Genomic DNA, 14584 nt, shown 5'->3' with positions numbered 1-14584 from the left:
TGGTGTTCCCGGGCCTTTCCCAGGGTTGTCTTGTTGTGCCATAAAATCTAAATTAAATTGTTATAATTAGTAAAAAGGAAAAAATCCTAGGTTCAATACACTATTCGTATTAGCGAGTTATTTTCAGCTTTGGTCTTACCACTTCGTTATCTTGGTACCGGCTCTTAAAATCTTCCAATTGTAATGACAGTAGCTGCGCCAGCTCTTCTTCTGAATACCCTAAGTCATTTAAATGGGCATCAACCAATTCTTTCAACAGGATAGGTGGCTCCGGTGCGGCATCCAGTTCTTTGGGTTCTTTTGTCCGATACCCCAAGGCACTCATTTGCTGCCAAAGATATCGGTACTGATTATCAGTAATCAGGCGCAGTGTTTTCGCCCGGATAATCAGTGCTGCCATAGATACTTTCCAGTATCTTTTCAAATCTGCCAACCTGGCAATATCCACCTTTCCCAAATGTGATTTGATTTCCGCTGCCGGCATCAGGAATTCAGCCGCAAAAGCATATGCTTCTGCTTCCACGTCTCGGTTTTCCGCAATGGGTTGCCCTAAGTGCAGTAGAATATGGCCTAATTCATGGGCAATAGTCAAGCGCTGCCGGTCAGTAGGTATATTGCGATTGTAAAATATGATAGGGTGGTTAGTGTCGGTAAAGATGTTCAGCCCGTCCATCTTTGGTGAATCAAAATCGATTGGTACCACCAGAATTCCTTTATCTTCCACCAGCTTCGTTATATTCTCTATCCTCCCTTTTGGTAAACGCCAGTATTCTCGTAAGTAAGCGGCGCACTTTTCCGGAGAGCCATGCTCATCTACTTCCCACTTTGGCAATTGCAAATCAGGTATATCAACTGAGTTCAGTAATTTCTCCAGGTTGATTTTGCTGATATTCATAGTGGCATCAGCCTTGGCCAGGTCCTTCTTTGTAAATACTGTTCGTTTCCGATAATGTACCAGGTTCGGGTTATACAGCTGGTTCTGCTGGAAGAAGAAACTCACCGGATAAGCCAATTCAGCACTTAATATATCCAGAAGTTCTTCTGATACATTTTGAAGCCCATTTTCAATCTTAGACAGGGTTCCCTGTTTGATGCACATTTTCTCAGCCAGCTCCTTTTGGGTGACCCCACGCGATTCACGAGCTAAAATGACCATGTTGGGGTTCACCTTACCAAGGAAAAGCATATTCGTTTCCATCATTTAAACTATCCTTCTATTGTCTTATCTGCCTGTGGTTTATTCTTTATGGTCACCCTTCTTTCTGCAATAGGGACTACTGTTGCGCCGGTCTCGGTATAGAATGGGATTTCCGGTTGCTCCTGTCCTAACCGTGTCCGTAAATCAATTTTCCATATAACGGTATTGAAGGGCCGGTAAACCAGATTGATGGTACCAATACTGTCGATGGCTTCCCTATTTGAGGTGTACCCCGCATAAATGCAGGGAATATTCTCAAATCCCTCAAAACTGTTCTGGTAATTCAAGTCTTCTGTCCGCTTTGTCGCATTATTGGTACTGGGTGATAAATCCGCGTTAAGCTTGTTGAACCGGATGAACAGTTTACCCTTTAGCAAAATGCCGAAAGGGTCATTGCGCAAAGGATTGATGATTACTTCCGGGTTACCCGAAAATGCTTCCTCAGCATAGATACACATAAAATTGTTGGCCATTACTGATTTAGCCAATGGTGACCACCTTGTGTATTTTTCCCGAATCTCTGAGTGAGTTGCCTCCAACCGTTTCACATCAGCCATCGCATTTTCTATAATGGAAACAAATTGCTGAAAGTAGGGTAACAGGTACTCAGTTGCTTCTTCCTGGGGTAAAAGTTTCTTCATAGTCTTCAATCTTTGAAACAAAGATAAAGACTTTTTGTAAAAACAAATAAAAATATTCCAGAATTTTTTATTGTTTGTTAAAAATATTCCTTTTAAAAATGCAATGCTATAGGGAGTGAAATGAAAAAGTACTTTTTTTCCCAACTGCCCTCATCTAACTACCAGAACATTTTCCATCTTCTTCTATATACCTTAAAATAGGATTTAATCCGTTCATAATTAAAATTTGCAATCTAATTGCATTCATTTTTTATTAATTTTGTGGCGGATGAAATGGTTTGCTATACTTCTGAGCGTATTCATGACAGTAATGTCATGTATCCCCTGTGCCGATGCAGCACCAAGGGGAGATACGCCTGCGCAAACCAGCATCAACCAAGACACTGATTCGGAAGACCACTCCCCGGCTGCGGATTTATGTTCCCCGCTGTGTATCTGCAGTTGCTGTGCCGGTTTCGCGTTGCAGGCTGTCACACAGAAAGCAAGCCCCTTAGCCGTTAAGGTAAACATCCCGGTACCAGTTTATCGGGTAGCTGTTGTTCCCACCCTTTCTTTTTCTATTTGGCAACCGCCAAAGCTTTAAATCAAATTTGTTTTTGCCTGCCCTGTGAAGTTCCGCTAAGGAAGCTTTACGGCTTTGTCTATGCCGATATTCAGCTTAATGCCTGTTTATGGGTATCAGTTCCGGTTGGCAGGAGAATTCCAAAATTTTGATTAAAGAATATCATTATGCTTGACCGCATTATCCATTTTTCAATTTACAACAAGCTAATTATTGGAATTTTCACCTTAGGGCTTGTTATCTGGGGTGTCTATTCCCTTACGCGGCTTCCTATTGATGCCGTGCCTGACATTACCAATAACCAAGTACAGGTTATCACCACCAGCCCCTCACTTGCGGCCCAGGAGGTAGAGCGGCTTATCAGTTACCCAGTGGAACAGACCATGGCCACCATTTCCGAAGTAGATGAGGTCCGCTCCATCTCCCGTTTCGGTCTCTCGGTGGTGACTATCGTTTTCAAAGAGAATGTTGATATCTACTGGGCGCGCCAGCAGGTAAGCGAGCGGCTGGCGGAGGCCAGCAGCCAAATCCCGCCAGGGGTGGGGCGGCCCGAAATGTCCCCCATCTCCACCGGACTGGGGGAAATCTACCAGTACGTGGTGCACCCGAAGCCTGGCTACGAGAAAAAATATTCCGCCATGGAGCTGCGCTCCATTCAGGATTGGATAGTGCGGCGGCAACTGCTCGGTACGCCCGGCGTGGCGGAGGTGAACAGCTTCGGCGGGTTTTTGAAGCAGTACGAGGTGGCCCTTGACCCGGACAGGTTGAAAGCCCACAGCCTGAGCATTACGGATGTGCTGGAAGCCCTGGAGCGAAACAACGGAAACACCGGGGGGGCTTACATCGATAAAAAGCCGAATGCCTACTTTGTCCGGAGCGAGGGCCTGATTGAAAGCCTGGATGAGATAAAGAAAGTAGTGGTCAGCAGCACCTCCAACGGCACGCCGGTGCTCATCGACGATATTGCCGAGGTCCGGTTCGGGAGCGCTAACCGTTACGGTGCGCTCACCAACATAAAAGGGGAAGCGGTAGGCGGTATCGTGATGCTGCTCAAAGGAGAGAACACCAACCAGGTAGTGGAGCGGGTGAAATCGCGAATGGACCAAATACGGCAATCGCTGCCTGAGGGCGTGGAAATAGAAGTTTTCCTGGACCGGAGCGATTTGATAGGCCGGGCCATGGACACCGTCACTACCAACCTGATAGAAGGTGCGCTGATTGTCATTTTCGTGCTGGTGCTTTTCCTGGGCAATCTCCGGGCAGGGTTGGTGGTGGCCTCCGTCATTCCGCTGGCCATGCTCTTCGCCATCATCATGATGAACCTCTTTGGCGTGTCCGGCAACCTGATGAGTCTGGGGGCCATCGACTTCGGCCTTATCGTGGACGGAGCGGTCATCATAGTGGAGGCGACCATGCACCATCTGGTATTGCGGGGCGGTGGCCGCCTGACCCAAGCGCAGATGAACGAAGAGGTGTACGACTCAGCCCGCAAAATCAGGACCTCCGCCGCCTTCGGGGAAATCATCATCTTGATTGTGTACCTGCCCATTCTCGTTTTGGTGGGCATAGAGGGCAAGATGTTCCGCCCGATGGCCTTGACCGTTTCTTTCGCCATCCTGGGTGCTTTCCTGCTCTCGCTCACCTACGTACCAATGATGTCCGCCCTGCTGCTGAGCAAGAACACGGTCCACAGACGGAATATCTCTGACCGGATGATGGACTTCTTCCAGCGGATGTACAGCCCGCTCATAAAGGGCGCTTTGAGGCTGAAAGCGGTGGTTATCATCGCTGCCGTGGTGTTTTTCAGTCTTAGCCTGGTGATTTTCTCCCGCATGGGCAGTGAGTTCATCCCCACCCTGGAAGAGGGCGATTTTGCCCTGGAGACCAGGCTTCTGACCGGTAGCTCCCTTTCGGAAACCATAGAGAAAGTGTCCCTCGCCTCAAAGATTCTCCAGGAGCGGTTTCCGGAGGTGGAGGAGGTCATCAGCAAAATCGGGGCAGCCGAGATTCCCACCGACCCGATGCCCATGGAATCCGCCGATGTCACCATTCTCCTAAAGGACAAAGGCGAATGGACCAGTGCCGACACGCGGGAGGAGTTGGCCGAAAAAATGACGGAAGCCCTGGAAACTATCCCCGGGGTTACCTTCGGGGTTTCGCAGCCCATCCAGCTTCGGTCCAATGAATTAATCTCCGGGGTACGCCAGGATGTGGGCATCAAGATATTCGGGGAGGACCTGGAGCAGCTGACGCGGCTTTCAAAGGAGGTGGGCATGGTAGTGGCTACCGTGGAGGGGGCCGAGGACCTGTACCTGGAGCAAGTTTCCGGCCTGCCGCAGATTGTGGTGGATATTAACCGCAGCCAGATTGCCAAGTTCGGGCTGGACGTGGAGACGGTGAACCAAGCCCTCAACGCCGCGTTCGCGGGGCAAAGTGCGGGGATGGTGTATGAGGGAGACCGCCGCTTTGAGTTGGTGGTGCGTTTGGCTCAAGAGCAAAGAAAAGACATTTCCAGCGTTCGGCAGCTGTATGTCACGGCCCCCAACGGCGTGCAGGTCCCGCTGGAGCAGCTCGCCGACATAGAGTACAGGCAAGGCCCAAACCAGATTCAGCGCGAAGACGCCCAACGGCGCATTATCGTGGGTTTTAACGTGCGGGGCCGGGACATTGCCAGCGTGGTAAAGGAAGTACAGCAGAAAATAGACCGACAGGTACAGCTTCCCACCGGCTATTTCATGACCTACGGGGGACAGTTTGAGAACCTGCAGGAAGCCAACAAACGGCTCTCAGTGGCCGTTCCGGCTGCCCTGGCCCTTATTTTTCTGTTGCTCTATTTCACTTTCGGCTCCGTCAGGCATTCAATGCTCATCTTCACGGCCATCCCGCTGTCTGCCATCGGCGGAGTGCTCGCGTTGTGGCTTAGGGGAATGCCCTTCAGCATCTCAGCCGGGGTCGGGTTTATCGCCCTGTTCGGCGTAGCCGTGCTGAACGGCATCGTGCTGATTGCCGAGTTCAACCGGCAACGGAAGGAAGAGGGAATACAGGACCTGAAACAGGTAGTTCTGAACGGCACCGCCGTGCGTTTGCGTCCGGTGCTGATGACGGCCACCGTAGCCTCCCTAGGGTTTCTTCCCATGGCCCTCTCCAATTCAGCAGGGGCCGAGGTCCAGAAGCCATTGGCTACGGTTGTGATTGGCGGGCTGGTGACCTCCACTCTACTCACTTTAGTGGTATTGCCCGTCCTTTATATTCTGATTGAAAGTTACATCATGAAAAAGAAGGAGAATAGCCGTGAAGGTGGTGGGCTATCGGCAGCCCTGACCGTATTTATCCTTAGCATAGCTGCCTGTGCGGTGGGTACCTCCCCCGCACAGGCCCAGCAGCAGCCAGCTAAAGTTTATTCCCTGGAGGAGGCGGTGAGCCGGGCACTGGAAAAGAACCCATCGGTGGAGGCGGTGAGGCTGGGTATCAGACGCAGCCAGAGCCTCCAAGGCTCCGCTTATGAGGTGGAGAAAACCCAGTTGCAATTTTCCACCGGGAAGCTGGAATCCGGGCAGTATGACCATGAGGTATCCGTGACGCAGTCCCTGCCTTTCCCGACTGTTTTTACCAAGCAGGCGAAACTGGCGGAAGAACTGGTAGAGGTAAGCAAGATAAACCTGTCCCAACGCCAGCGGGAAATCGTTCGCGAGGTAAGGTTAAATTACTACGGGTTGGTGTACACGCTTTCCCAGTTGCAATTGCTCGCCTACCAGGATAGCCTGTATTCCCAGTTTCTCCGCGCCGCCCAGGTACGGCTCAGAACCGGGGAAACCAACCTGCTGGAAAAAGTGACCGCCGAAACCCAGCTGGCGGAAGTAGGGAATAATGTGTTTCAGGCAAAAGCTGACCAGTCGGTATTTCAGGCCCGGCTACAGGCTTTGCTGGTAACAGACAGCTTAGTGGCCCCGGCTGACACAACACTTCACCGGCTGCCTTTACCAGATGCCACCCTCCAGCTAGTGGAACAGAATCCAGCGTTACAGCTGGCCCGGCAACAGGTAGCGGTGCGGGAGGCAGAGACCGGTCTGGAACGGGCAAAACTACTGCCGGACCTGAGGCTGGGTTATACCAACCGAACTTTAGGCGGCAACCATGGGGACGGGATTGTAGCGGACATGGAAGCGCCCCATGAAGTGATGGTGGGGGTGAGTATTCCGCTGTGGGCAAAGCCGCAGAGAAAACGTATCGAGGCGGCAAAAGTACAGACCCAGATTGCTCAACAGAACCTGCAACACCTCCGGAACGAATTGGAGGCCCAAGTGGAGGAAGCCCAACAGCAGGCCCTTAAATTCCAGGCCAGCGTCAGGTATTTTGAGCAAACTGCCCTGCCCCAAGCCCGACTCATTATTGCCCAAGCCACCAAGGCTTACCGGGCCGGTGAGATAAACTACCGGGACTACCTCCTAAACCTGGACCGAGCCTTGGGTATCCGGACTAATTACCTGGAGACGCTCTATAACTATGACCAGGCAGTCATTCAACTACAATTCATCACAGAAAACAAACAGTAGCCTTTTTAGGCTTAACCGAAATTCCATGAAAAGGATAAACCGTATATACCTGCTTTCCCTCTTAGGTCTTTTGCTTTTCTCCTCTTGCGGGAACGAATCCGAACCGGCACAGAAAACCGGGGAGGCACAGGCCGAAGAACAGCACGGAGAGGACCCGCAGGCAGCAGAGCTGACCCAGGAACAATACCGTGTCGCGGGTATCGTCTTGGGAAAGCCCCAAATGCGCAACCTGAGCAATATTCTGACTTTAACCGGAAAGCTTGACCTGCCCCCGCAGAACATGGCCTCCGTGAGTGCCCCTCTGGGCGGTTATGTGAAAAGCACGGAGCTGTTGGAGGGGATGCGTGTCCGGAAAGGGCAGCAAATCGCCAGTATCGAAAACCCGGAGTTCGTGACGTTGCAGCAGGAATACCTGGAGGCAAAGAGCAGCCTCACCTTTTTGGAGCAGGACTACCAAAGGCAGAAGGAACTGTCCCAGGAGCAGGTTACCTCCGCCAAAGCCTACCAAAAAGCCTCGGCTGAGTACAGAGCCGCCAGGTCCCAGGTGGAGGCGTTGGGCGAGCGGCTCAGGATTATAGGCATTGCCCCGTCTTCCCTGCGGGAGGGTAAAATCAGGCGCATTCTCCCCATTTATGCTCCCATAGACGGGTATGTCACCTACATCAATGCCAATGTAGGCCAGTTCGTGAACCCTACGGATGTGCTGTTTCGGATAGCGGACACCGACCATCTGCATGTGGAATTGACGGTATTTGAAAAGAATGTAGCCTCCCTTAAAAAAGGGCAGAAGGTACGTTATTCCCTTCCCAATGAGACGGTAGCGCAACACGAGGCCACCATCTACCTGATTGGAAAGGAAATTAGCCCGGAGCGAACAGTCCGGGTACATGCCCACATGGACGAGGAGGACAAAGACCTGGTACCCGGAATGTACGTGCAAGCCCAGTTAGCGCTGGATGGGCAAAAGGTGCTGTCGCTTCCGGGCGAAGCCGTGGTGCAGGATAACGGGCAGAACTTCATTTTCCTTTATACCGGTCAGGAGAAGGAAGGCGAAGCGGTGATGAAGAAGTTCCGCATGGTTCCGGTTGAAAAGGGCGCTGAGGCAGAGAACTTCGTGCAGGTGGCACTTCCTGCCGGTATAGATACCACTAATGCAAACTTTGTGACCAAAGGAGCCTATTCCCTGCTGGCCAAGATGCGGAACTCCGAGGAAGAGGAAGGCCATTAATCTCTTGATAAATGCTACAGGACTTAGATAAAACTTTGCATCAAAAGGGAATCCGCCCGACCGCGATGCGGCTACTGGTGCTGGACTACCTTTTAAAACAATCGGCTGCGGTCAGCCTGAGCGACCTGGAAACTTATTTTCACCGGGCAGACCGGATAACCCTTTACCGCTCCCTGAAAACGTTTGAGGAGAAAGGTCTAGTGCACAGCATAGACGATGGCAGCGGAGCGGTGAAGTATGCCCTCTGCCCGGACGGCTGCTCCCCGCAGGAACACCATGACCTACACGTACATTTTTTCTGTACCCGCTGCCGCGAGACGTTCTGCCTGCCGAAGTCCCGTATTCCTGACATCGCATTGCCGGAAGGATTCAGCGCCGGGGAAGTCAACCTGGTCATGAAAGGAACCTGCAATACATGCCGCGGCTAAAGTGCAATGCAGTTGCAGGGCATTCGGCTTTACCTTTGTTATAAATCAGGAGGTTACTATGAAATTCAACTGGAACATGCCGGATAAGCTACGACCTTTTTACCGGCAAGAGTTAAACGCCTACCAAGGGTACTTGCGAAAGGGGGACTTCCAAAAAGCCTGGTCTCACTTGGAACGTGCCCATATTCTGGGGCAGCCCTATCCCGCTGAGCATACTGCTGTGCATTTTAAAATGCTCCAGTTTGGGATGCAAACGCGGAATGTGAAGGAGATAATAGGGCAGATTCCCCGGCTCCTGGTTGGGGGCGTAAAGTCATGGACTGGGAAAGTGCCTCTCGGAAACACCGGAGGGGCTAATGTGCCTGCCTTGAAACCAATGCACATGCCTAGTGATTTGCAGGCTATCATACGGCAGGCAAACTCTAACTTTTAAACTCAGAGATATGGAAGAAAATGAAGACAATACCCTAAGCGCTCCATTAAAGCCAATGGAGATTACCTCTCCCCGGACCGCTGAACAGCCGGGGCCTACTAAAACCGATGAGAAAGGCTGCTGTGAGGTACCATCCGGCAAAGCCAGTGAGCAGGGAGGGCACGAAGAGCACGAAGGTGCTTCTTATGCCCCTACCATTATCAGTCTGGTGCTGCTTTTAACCGGAATAGCTTTGGACTATTTCAAAGTAGCTTGGTTTACCGAATATATCCGGATAGGAGTCTATGGCATCGCGTATTTATTGGTAGGGGGCAAAGTTCTTGTACATGCTGCCAGAAACATCGGGAGAGGCGAAGTTTTCAATGAGTTCTTTCTGATGGGAATCGCTACGCTGGGGGCGTTTTATATCGGCGAATATGCCGAGGGTGTGGCGGTGATGCTGTTCTATGTCATCGGGGAGCATTTCCAGGAAGCAGCCGTGGCCAGGTCCCGTAAATCCATCAAGGCTCTAATAGATAACCGGCCGGAAATAGTTGGCTTGGTGCAGCAGGGCCAGGTTACTCCCATTAATCCGCAGCAGGTTAAAATCGGTGATGTCATAGAGATAAAACCCGGCGAGAAAGTAGCCTTGGATGGCGAATTGCTCACCGAGCGCTCTACTTTCAACACGGCAGCGCTTACCGGGGAATCCAAACCGGATACCAAATCTAAAGGGGAGAAAGTGCTGGCCGGCATGATTAACCTGGACCAGGTTGTCCAATTAAAGGTGACTTCTACCTTCGAGAATAGTGCTCTTTCCAAGATTTTGCAATTGGTGGAACAGGCCAGTAGTCGCAAAGCCAAAACCCAGCAATTCATTACCCGCTTTGCCAAAGTCTATACGCCGGTGGTGGTTTTCATGGCTGTTGCTCTTACTATAGTCCCGTACTTTTTTGTGGCGGATTACGTGTTCAATGACTGGCTTTACCGGGCTTTGATTTTTCTGGTGATTTCCTGCCCATGTGCGCTCGTTATCTCTATTCCCCTGGGTTATTTTGGAGGTATCGGAGCTGCTTCCAAGAACGGTATTCTGTTTAAAGGCTCCAATTACCTTGATTTAATGACCAAGGTGGATACGGTGGTGATGGACAAGACCGGCACCCTGACCGAAGGCGTATTCCAGGTGCAGGAGGTACAGGTAAATGAATGGGACAAAACTGAGTTCCTAGACCTTACAGCAGCTTTGGAAAGCAAATCTACCCACCCCATTGCTTTAGCCGTCGTGGCTCATGCCGGGAACAGCTATCGGCAGAAAAGTATAGCGGATGTGGAAGAGATTTCCGGCCACGGCCTAAAAGGGACAGTTGACGGCAAAGCCCTCTTAGTCGGGAACGGTAAGTTGCTGAAGAAATTCAACGTAAGGTACCCTGCTGAAGTTGATGCTATTGTGGAGAGTATCGTGCTGGTGGCTATCAACAACCGATATGCTGGTTACATCACCATTGCGGATAAAATAAAAGAGGATGCCAAGGCGGCCATTGAGCAGCTGCACGGGCTGGGCATCAGGAACATAGTGATGCTCTCCGGGGATAAGGATACCATTGTGCAGAAAGTGGCCCTGGCCCTGAACATTGACCAGGCTTATGGGGGACTGTTACCGGAAGATAAAGTAAGCAAGGTAGAGTCCTTGAAGAAGGAAGGAAGAAATGTAGCCTTCGTGGGCGATGGTATCAATGATGCGCCGGTAATCGCTTTGGCCGATGTGGGTATGGCGATGGGGGGACTTGGTTCTGATGCAGCAATTGAAACCGCAGATGTAGTAATTCAGAACGACCAACCCTCTAAAATTGCTACGGCTATTAATATTGGGAAGAGCACAAACCGGGTTGTCTGGCAGAACATCGGACTGGCTTTCGGGGTGAAAGCTTTGGTGTTGGCATTTGGGGCCTTTGGAGTAGCTTCCATGTGGGAGGCTGTATTTGCCGATGTTGGGGTAGCGTTTCTAGCTATATTGAACGCTATCCGGATTCAGCGGATGAAATTCTAAGCCGATTATACAGCAGCCTAACCCAATTGGAAGTCAGGCTGTTGTATAATGTAATTGATAAGGCTTAATCTTTTACTTACTGAGCTTTAATATTCGGAAAGCACCCCTTGTTACAATAACAAAAACTATTGCCCCTATTATCAAATCAGGTTTACTGGATTCAGTAAAATACACCAGAAGGGCAGCAGCGATAACTCCAATATTAATAATAATATCATTGGAGGTAAAAATGGAGCTTGCCTGTATATGTGCCTCTTGGCTTTTAGTTTTGTTTAATAGATAGAGGGATACAGTGTTTCCTAGCAAAGCAAGCAAAGAGATTCCAATCATTATTTTAAAATCAGGCAAAGCTTCACCTCCTATAAACCGACGTATAACCTCTATAAATCCTAAGACAGCCAGTCCCAATTGCAAAAAGCCACTGAACTTAGCAACGGCTTTCTTCTTGGCGGCTGCCCTTCCGATAGCGTAAAGACTTAAACCATATACTAGGGTATCAGCCAACATATCAAGCGAATCCGCCACTAGGCCCATTGATTTAGAAATGATGCCGGTTACCATTTCCACTACAAAAAGAACAAGGTTGATAAGCAGTACTGCCCATAGGATTTTAGTTTCATGGGAGGCGTTTTGTTCAGAAGTAAATTCCTTTAGTTCTTCTGTCTCAACTTCCCTGGAATCTAAATTTAATTGGTTGATTGCTTGGGTTATGGAGTTTGTTTCTTCGGTATGGTACACGGTTAACTTCCGGTTCGAGAGGTCAAAATCCAATTGTTGGATGGAAGCAAACTCATCTAATTTCATGCGCACCATTTGCTCCTCTGAGGGGCAGTCCATTTTCTTTATTTGATATACTGATTTTCTAACCATAAGACTATAAGAAATACATGTAAAGTATAGACCACGGCAGCGGATATAGCCATGGCCCACAGAAAAATTTACGTGATATGTATCTTAGGTTAATTTAGGAGGCTGCCAAATAGCATTTGGAAAGTCAGGTAAGAAATCAAGATTTTTGATATGGCATTTACCTGGGGCTTGATTGTTGATGATTTTAAATGAGAACAATAAGGAGGGAATGCTAAACCCGGTACAATTCGCACATTTGAAGAAGGGTGAACAAATCTCTTTGTCCATATCCTTAGCCTTGTCTTTACTTGACAAGATTTCAGTCTCCCTTTGAGCGAAAATGTCAGCTATACAGCAGGGTGCAACTGTAAGCAGCAGAACAATTATCGTCATTAGGATTGCTGAGAATTTCATAATGTAAATATACGGCTTAAAAGAAAGTTTGTAATTATATCGTACTTTAGGCATAAATATATTTCGCTGATGAATATTGAGTTAATCAACAGAATCAAACGTTTGGCTATCATAGCCTTGGCTTCAGACGATGAATTAATAGAAAGCATTGTTCTAAAAGGCGGTAATGCCATTGATATCGTGTATCATGACAGCAGTTCTATCTCCAGAACTTCCTATGACCTGGACTTCTCCATTGACCACGGTGATTTTGAAGAGGAGGAGGAAACCATCAGCAGGCGGATAGAAAGGACACTGGTGAAGACCTTCGCAGAAAATGGATTGGTCATCTTTGACTATACTTTTCTCCCCAGGCCTAAAGTAGTGAAGGAAGCAGTAGCGGATTTCTGGGGAGGCTATCAGGTTACCTTTAAAGTGCTGGACCAGAAAACCTACGCCGCCCACCAGGGCAATTTGGAGCACCAGCGTCGAATCGCTGTTCCTTTGAACGCGGGGCGTTCCACTACTTTTGAGCTTGAATTCAGTAAGTTTGAGTATGTCGCGAAGAAAGCCCAGGCGAAGGTGGACGGTTATACGATTTATGTCTACACGCCGGAAATGATTGTCTTTGAGAAACTACGGGCCATTTGCCAGCAATTACCGCAGTACTCTGAGATTATCAAATCGCGTACCGCCCGCGCCAGGGCACGCGACTTTTATGATATTCACCTGATTATGGAATCGCATGAAATTGATGCGACCACCGAGGAAAACAAAGAACTGATTGCGAATATTTTCGAGGCCAAGCGTGTACCTCTGTCTTTTATACAGGAGATAGCCAATCACAAAGCCATCCATAAAGATAACTGGGAAAGCGTAAAAGATACGGTGGCCCGTTCGGAGGAGTTGGAGAGCTTCGATTTCTACTTTGACTACGTAGTCAACACGTTCCAAGGGATTACATTCCCTTAGGGTAATACAGCTGCCAGTCCTCCGAGAAATCCTTTTCCTCCATTTCGTAGGTAAGGTAGAATCGGAACTCTTTCTTCCGGCTACGAAGTTCCTCCAGCTTTTTCCCAGAATAACCTGACTGTTCCAAGTAAAACCCAACGGCTTGGTGGTAAGGATAAATAAAGTCGAGGTTATCTAAGGTGGCAACCAGCTTATTGAGGGAAATTTCGGACAGGGCATTTTGGTAGGCCTGGAGTACTGAATAAACTCCTCCGGCGTAGCCAGGACGGACGGTGATGTCAATCAGGGTGCGTTCTAAGTTCGTTACTGGTACGTTTCCTACGGTATGGATGCCGGTTCTCCCGGTGTGCATGCCATTAAGAATGAGGAAAGAATAATCCCCGTACACGGCTTCGGTGACCGCTTTGCGTTGCGGCTTGGAGAATGCCGCATCAATGGCTTCCTGCTTCAGCTGACGGTTGCCCTCAGGCTTCTTGCTTTGCTCGAAAGTAACATAGATGATTTTAGGCACCTGAGTGGTCAACCCATTAAGAAACATCGCCGTGTAATGGGATAGATATGACCTATTAATCAAAGAGGCCGCTATCTCCAGCTCATTGGCATCCTCAGTGATATACCGCTCCTTCTTGTTAAGGTATCCGTCAAACAGGATTTCAATCTTGGTTAGGATTCCCCTCTTCTGCAGTTGCTCAATAAACCTGAGGTCAGTGGTGGTCACCGGTAAGTTCCAGGCCGCTTTCCTTTCCTCAAAGATTCCACTGAGCTGCTCGCGGGAGAAGACTTTGCGTGGATTCTGTTTGAAGAAAGACTTGATACTACTTTCAGCAATAACAAAGCGGGACTTACTTGGCATGGCTTGATTAAGGTTTGTCAGACGGAAAGTATATATACTTTCCGTAAAGTTAATCCTTTAGAAGGATACATGCAATAGGTACCCATCTAATGTTGAAGGAAAGGACAAGCAATCAATAAGGACACGGAGTATATAAAGTATATATACTTTATATACGCAAAGTTAAACGTTTTATTTGATATAAGCAAGTGAAAAATATGAGATATAAACTAAAATGGATGGACAGTTGGGGAAAAAGGGAACAATATATACTCACATGCGTAAAGTATATATACTTTACGCAAAGTTAATGATGTTATTCCGTAAAGTCAAGATACCATAAATACTATAGGTAATCAGTAGGGATAATCTCTTCTTGCTTGGAAAGCAATAATGATTAAAAGGCATGGTGATAGAAAATAGCTTGGAATACTATAATCCCGATTGTCAATTATTGAAAGAGGGAACT

General features: G+C 48.8%; 12 protein-coding genes. 7 read left to right on the top strand and 5 right to left on the bottom strand.

The genetic code is table 11. From position 1 onward, the window contains the following. Nucleotides 1-109: 109 nt before the first annotated feature. On the bottom strand, nucleotides 110-1201 hold the full coding sequence (locus EFA69_RS06075; protein ID WP_123132218.1) for a helix-turn-helix domain-containing protein: 1092 nt from the start codon (nucleotides 1199-1201) through the stop codon (nucleotides 110-112). 5 nt (nucleotides 1202-1206) lie between these two features. Then, nucleotides 1207-1839 (bottom strand): hypothetical protein, encoded by a 633-nt coding sequence (locus EFA69_RS06070; RefSeq protein ID WP_148041274.1) that lies wholly within the window; start codon nucleotides 1837-1839, stop codon nucleotides 1207-1209. A gap of 268 nt (nucleotides 1840-2107) precedes the next feature. Here EFA69_RS06070 and EFA69_RS20690 point away from each other — a divergent pair, with 268 nt between their 5' ends. From EFA69_RS20690 to EFA69_RS06040, 6 genes are all read left to right on the top strand, one after another. Further along, nucleotides 2108-2422, top strand: a complete 315-nt coding sequence (locus EFA69_RS20690) for a DUF6660 family protein (RefSeq protein ID WP_394342819.1) — start codon at nucleotides 2108-2110, stop codon at nucleotides 2420-2422. A 146-nt stretch (nucleotides 2423-2568) separates the two neighbouring features. After that, a complete protein-coding gene (locus tag EFA69_RS06060) occupies nucleotides 2569-6954 on the top strand; it encodes a CusA/CzcA family heavy metal efflux RND transporter (protein WP_123132215.1) in 4386 nt (1461 codons plus the stop codon). A 25-nt stretch (nucleotides 6955-6979) separates the two neighbouring features. Then, nucleotides 6980-8182, top strand: a complete 1203-nt coding sequence (locus EFA69_RS06055) for an efflux RND transporter periplasmic adaptor subunit (RefSeq protein WP_183906704.1) — start codon at nucleotides 6980-6982, stop codon at nucleotides 8180-8182. An 11-nt stretch (nucleotides 8183-8193) separates the two neighbouring features. Further along, nucleotides 8194-8610, top strand: coding sequence for a Fur family transcriptional regulator (locus EFA69_RS06050; protein ID WP_123132213.1), 417 nt, complete (start codon nucleotides 8194-8196; stop codon nucleotides 8608-8610). A gap of 58 nt (nucleotides 8611-8668) precedes the next feature. Then, on the top strand, nucleotides 8669-9043 hold the full coding sequence (locus EFA69_RS06045) for a DUF3703 domain-containing protein (protein ID WP_123132273.1): 375 nt from the start codon (nucleotides 8669-8671) through the stop codon (nucleotides 9041-9043). Between the two features lie 10 nt (nucleotides 9044-9053). Then, a complete protein-coding gene (locus EFA69_RS06040) occupies nucleotides 9054-11069 on the top strand; it encodes a heavy metal translocating P-type ATPase (protein WP_123132212.1) in 2016 nt (671 codons plus the stop codon). 72 nt (nucleotides 11070-11141) lie between these two features. Here EFA69_RS06040 and EFA69_RS06035 read toward each other — a convergent pair whose 3' ends face one another. Together EFA69_RS06035 and EFA69_RS20685 are read right to left on the bottom strand one after the other, a co-directional pair. Beyond that, complete coding sequence (locus tag EFA69_RS06035) at nucleotides 11142-11882, bottom strand: cation transporter (RefSeq protein WP_245964512.1); 741 nt, start codon at nucleotides 11880-11882, stop codon at nucleotides 11142-11144. Nucleotides 11883-12023: 141 nt separating this feature from the next. Further along, the gene (locus tag EFA69_RS20685; RefSeq protein ID WP_123132210.1) at nucleotides 12024-12332 is read right to left on the bottom strand and encodes a DUF6660 family protein; all 309 of its coding nucleotides are present in this window, start codon (nucleotides 12330-12332) and stop codon (nucleotides 12024-12026) included. Nucleotides 12333-12401: 69 nt separating this feature from the next. Here EFA69_RS20685 and EFA69_RS06025 point away from each other — a divergent pair, with 69 nt between their 5' ends. Next, nucleotides 12402-13283 carry a nucleotidyl transferase AbiEii/AbiGii toxin family protein gene (locus EFA69_RS06025; RefSeq protein WP_123132209.1) on the top strand — a complete coding sequence of 294 codons (882 nt, stop codon included), beginning with the start codon at nucleotides 12402-12404 and terminating at the stop codon, nucleotides 13281-13283. On the opposite strand, the gene EFA69_RS06020 is transcribed toward EFA69_RS06025, so the two are convergent. Next, nucleotides 13270-14136 (bottom strand): type IV toxin-antitoxin system AbiEi family antitoxin domain-containing protein, encoded by an 867-nt coding sequence (locus tag EFA69_RS06020; RefSeq protein WP_123132208.1) that lies wholly within the window; start codon nucleotides 14134-14136, stop codon nucleotides 13270-13272. The two genes, EFA69_RS06025 and EFA69_RS06020, sit on opposite strands and share 14 nt — an antisense overlap. Between the last annotated feature and the right edge of the window lie 448 nt (nucleotides 14137-14584).

This window comes from Rufibacter immobilis, assembly GCF_003721565.1.
GTDB lineage: Bacteria > Bacteroidota > Bacteroidia > Cytophagales > Hymenobacteraceae > Nibribacter > Nibribacter immobilis.
This window is presented reverse-complemented; position numbering and strand designations above follow the sequence as displayed.

Excerpts from the sequence above, each read along its gene's own strand:
- EFA69_RS06075 (WP_123132218.1), bottom strand. The coding sequence starts at position 1,201 with ATGATGGAAACGAATATGCTTTTCCTTGGTAAGGTGAACCCCAACATG.
- EFA69_RS06070 (WP_148041274.1), bottom strand. The coding sequence starts at position 1,839 with ATGAAGAAACTTTTACCCCAGGAAGAAGCAACTGAGTACCTGTTACCC.
- EFA69_RS20690 (WP_394342819.1), top strand. The coding sequence starts at position 2,108 with ATGAAATGGTTTGCTATACTTCTGAGCGTATTCATGACAGTAATGTCA.
- EFA69_RS06060 (WP_123132215.1), top strand. The coding sequence starts at position 2,569 with ATGCTTGACCGCATTATCCATTTTTCAATTTACAACAAGCTAATTATT.
- EFA69_RS06055 (WP_183906704.1), top strand. The coding sequence starts at position 6,980 with ATGAAAAGGATAAACCGTATATACCTGCTTTCCCTCTTAGGTCTTTTG.
- EFA69_RS06050 (WP_123132213.1), top strand. The coding sequence starts at position 8,194 with ATGCTACAGGACTTAGATAAAACTTTGCATCAAAAGGGAATCCGCCCG.
- EFA69_RS06045 (WP_123132273.1), top strand. The coding sequence starts at position 8,669 with ATGAAATTCAACTGGAACATGCCGGATAAGCTACGACCTTTTTACCGG.
- EFA69_RS06040 (WP_123132212.1), top strand. The coding sequence starts at position 9,054 with ATGGAAGAAAATGAAGACAATACCCTAAGCGCTCCATTAAAGCCAATG.
- EFA69_RS06035 (WP_245964512.1), bottom strand. The coding sequence starts at position 11,882 with ATGGTGCGCATGAAATTAGATGAGTTTGCTTCCATCCAACAATTGGAT.
- EFA69_RS20685 (WP_123132210.1), bottom strand. The coding sequence starts at position 12,332 with ATGAAATTCTCAGCAATCCTAATGACGATAATTGTTCTGCTGCTTACA.
- EFA69_RS06025 (WP_123132209.1), top strand. The coding sequence starts at position 12,402 with ATGAATATTGAGTTAATCAACAGAATCAAACGTTTGGCTATCATAGCC.
- EFA69_RS06020 (WP_123132208.1), bottom strand. The coding sequence starts at position 14,136 with ATGCCAAGTAAGTCCCGCTTTGTTATTGCTGAAAGTAGTATCAAGTCT.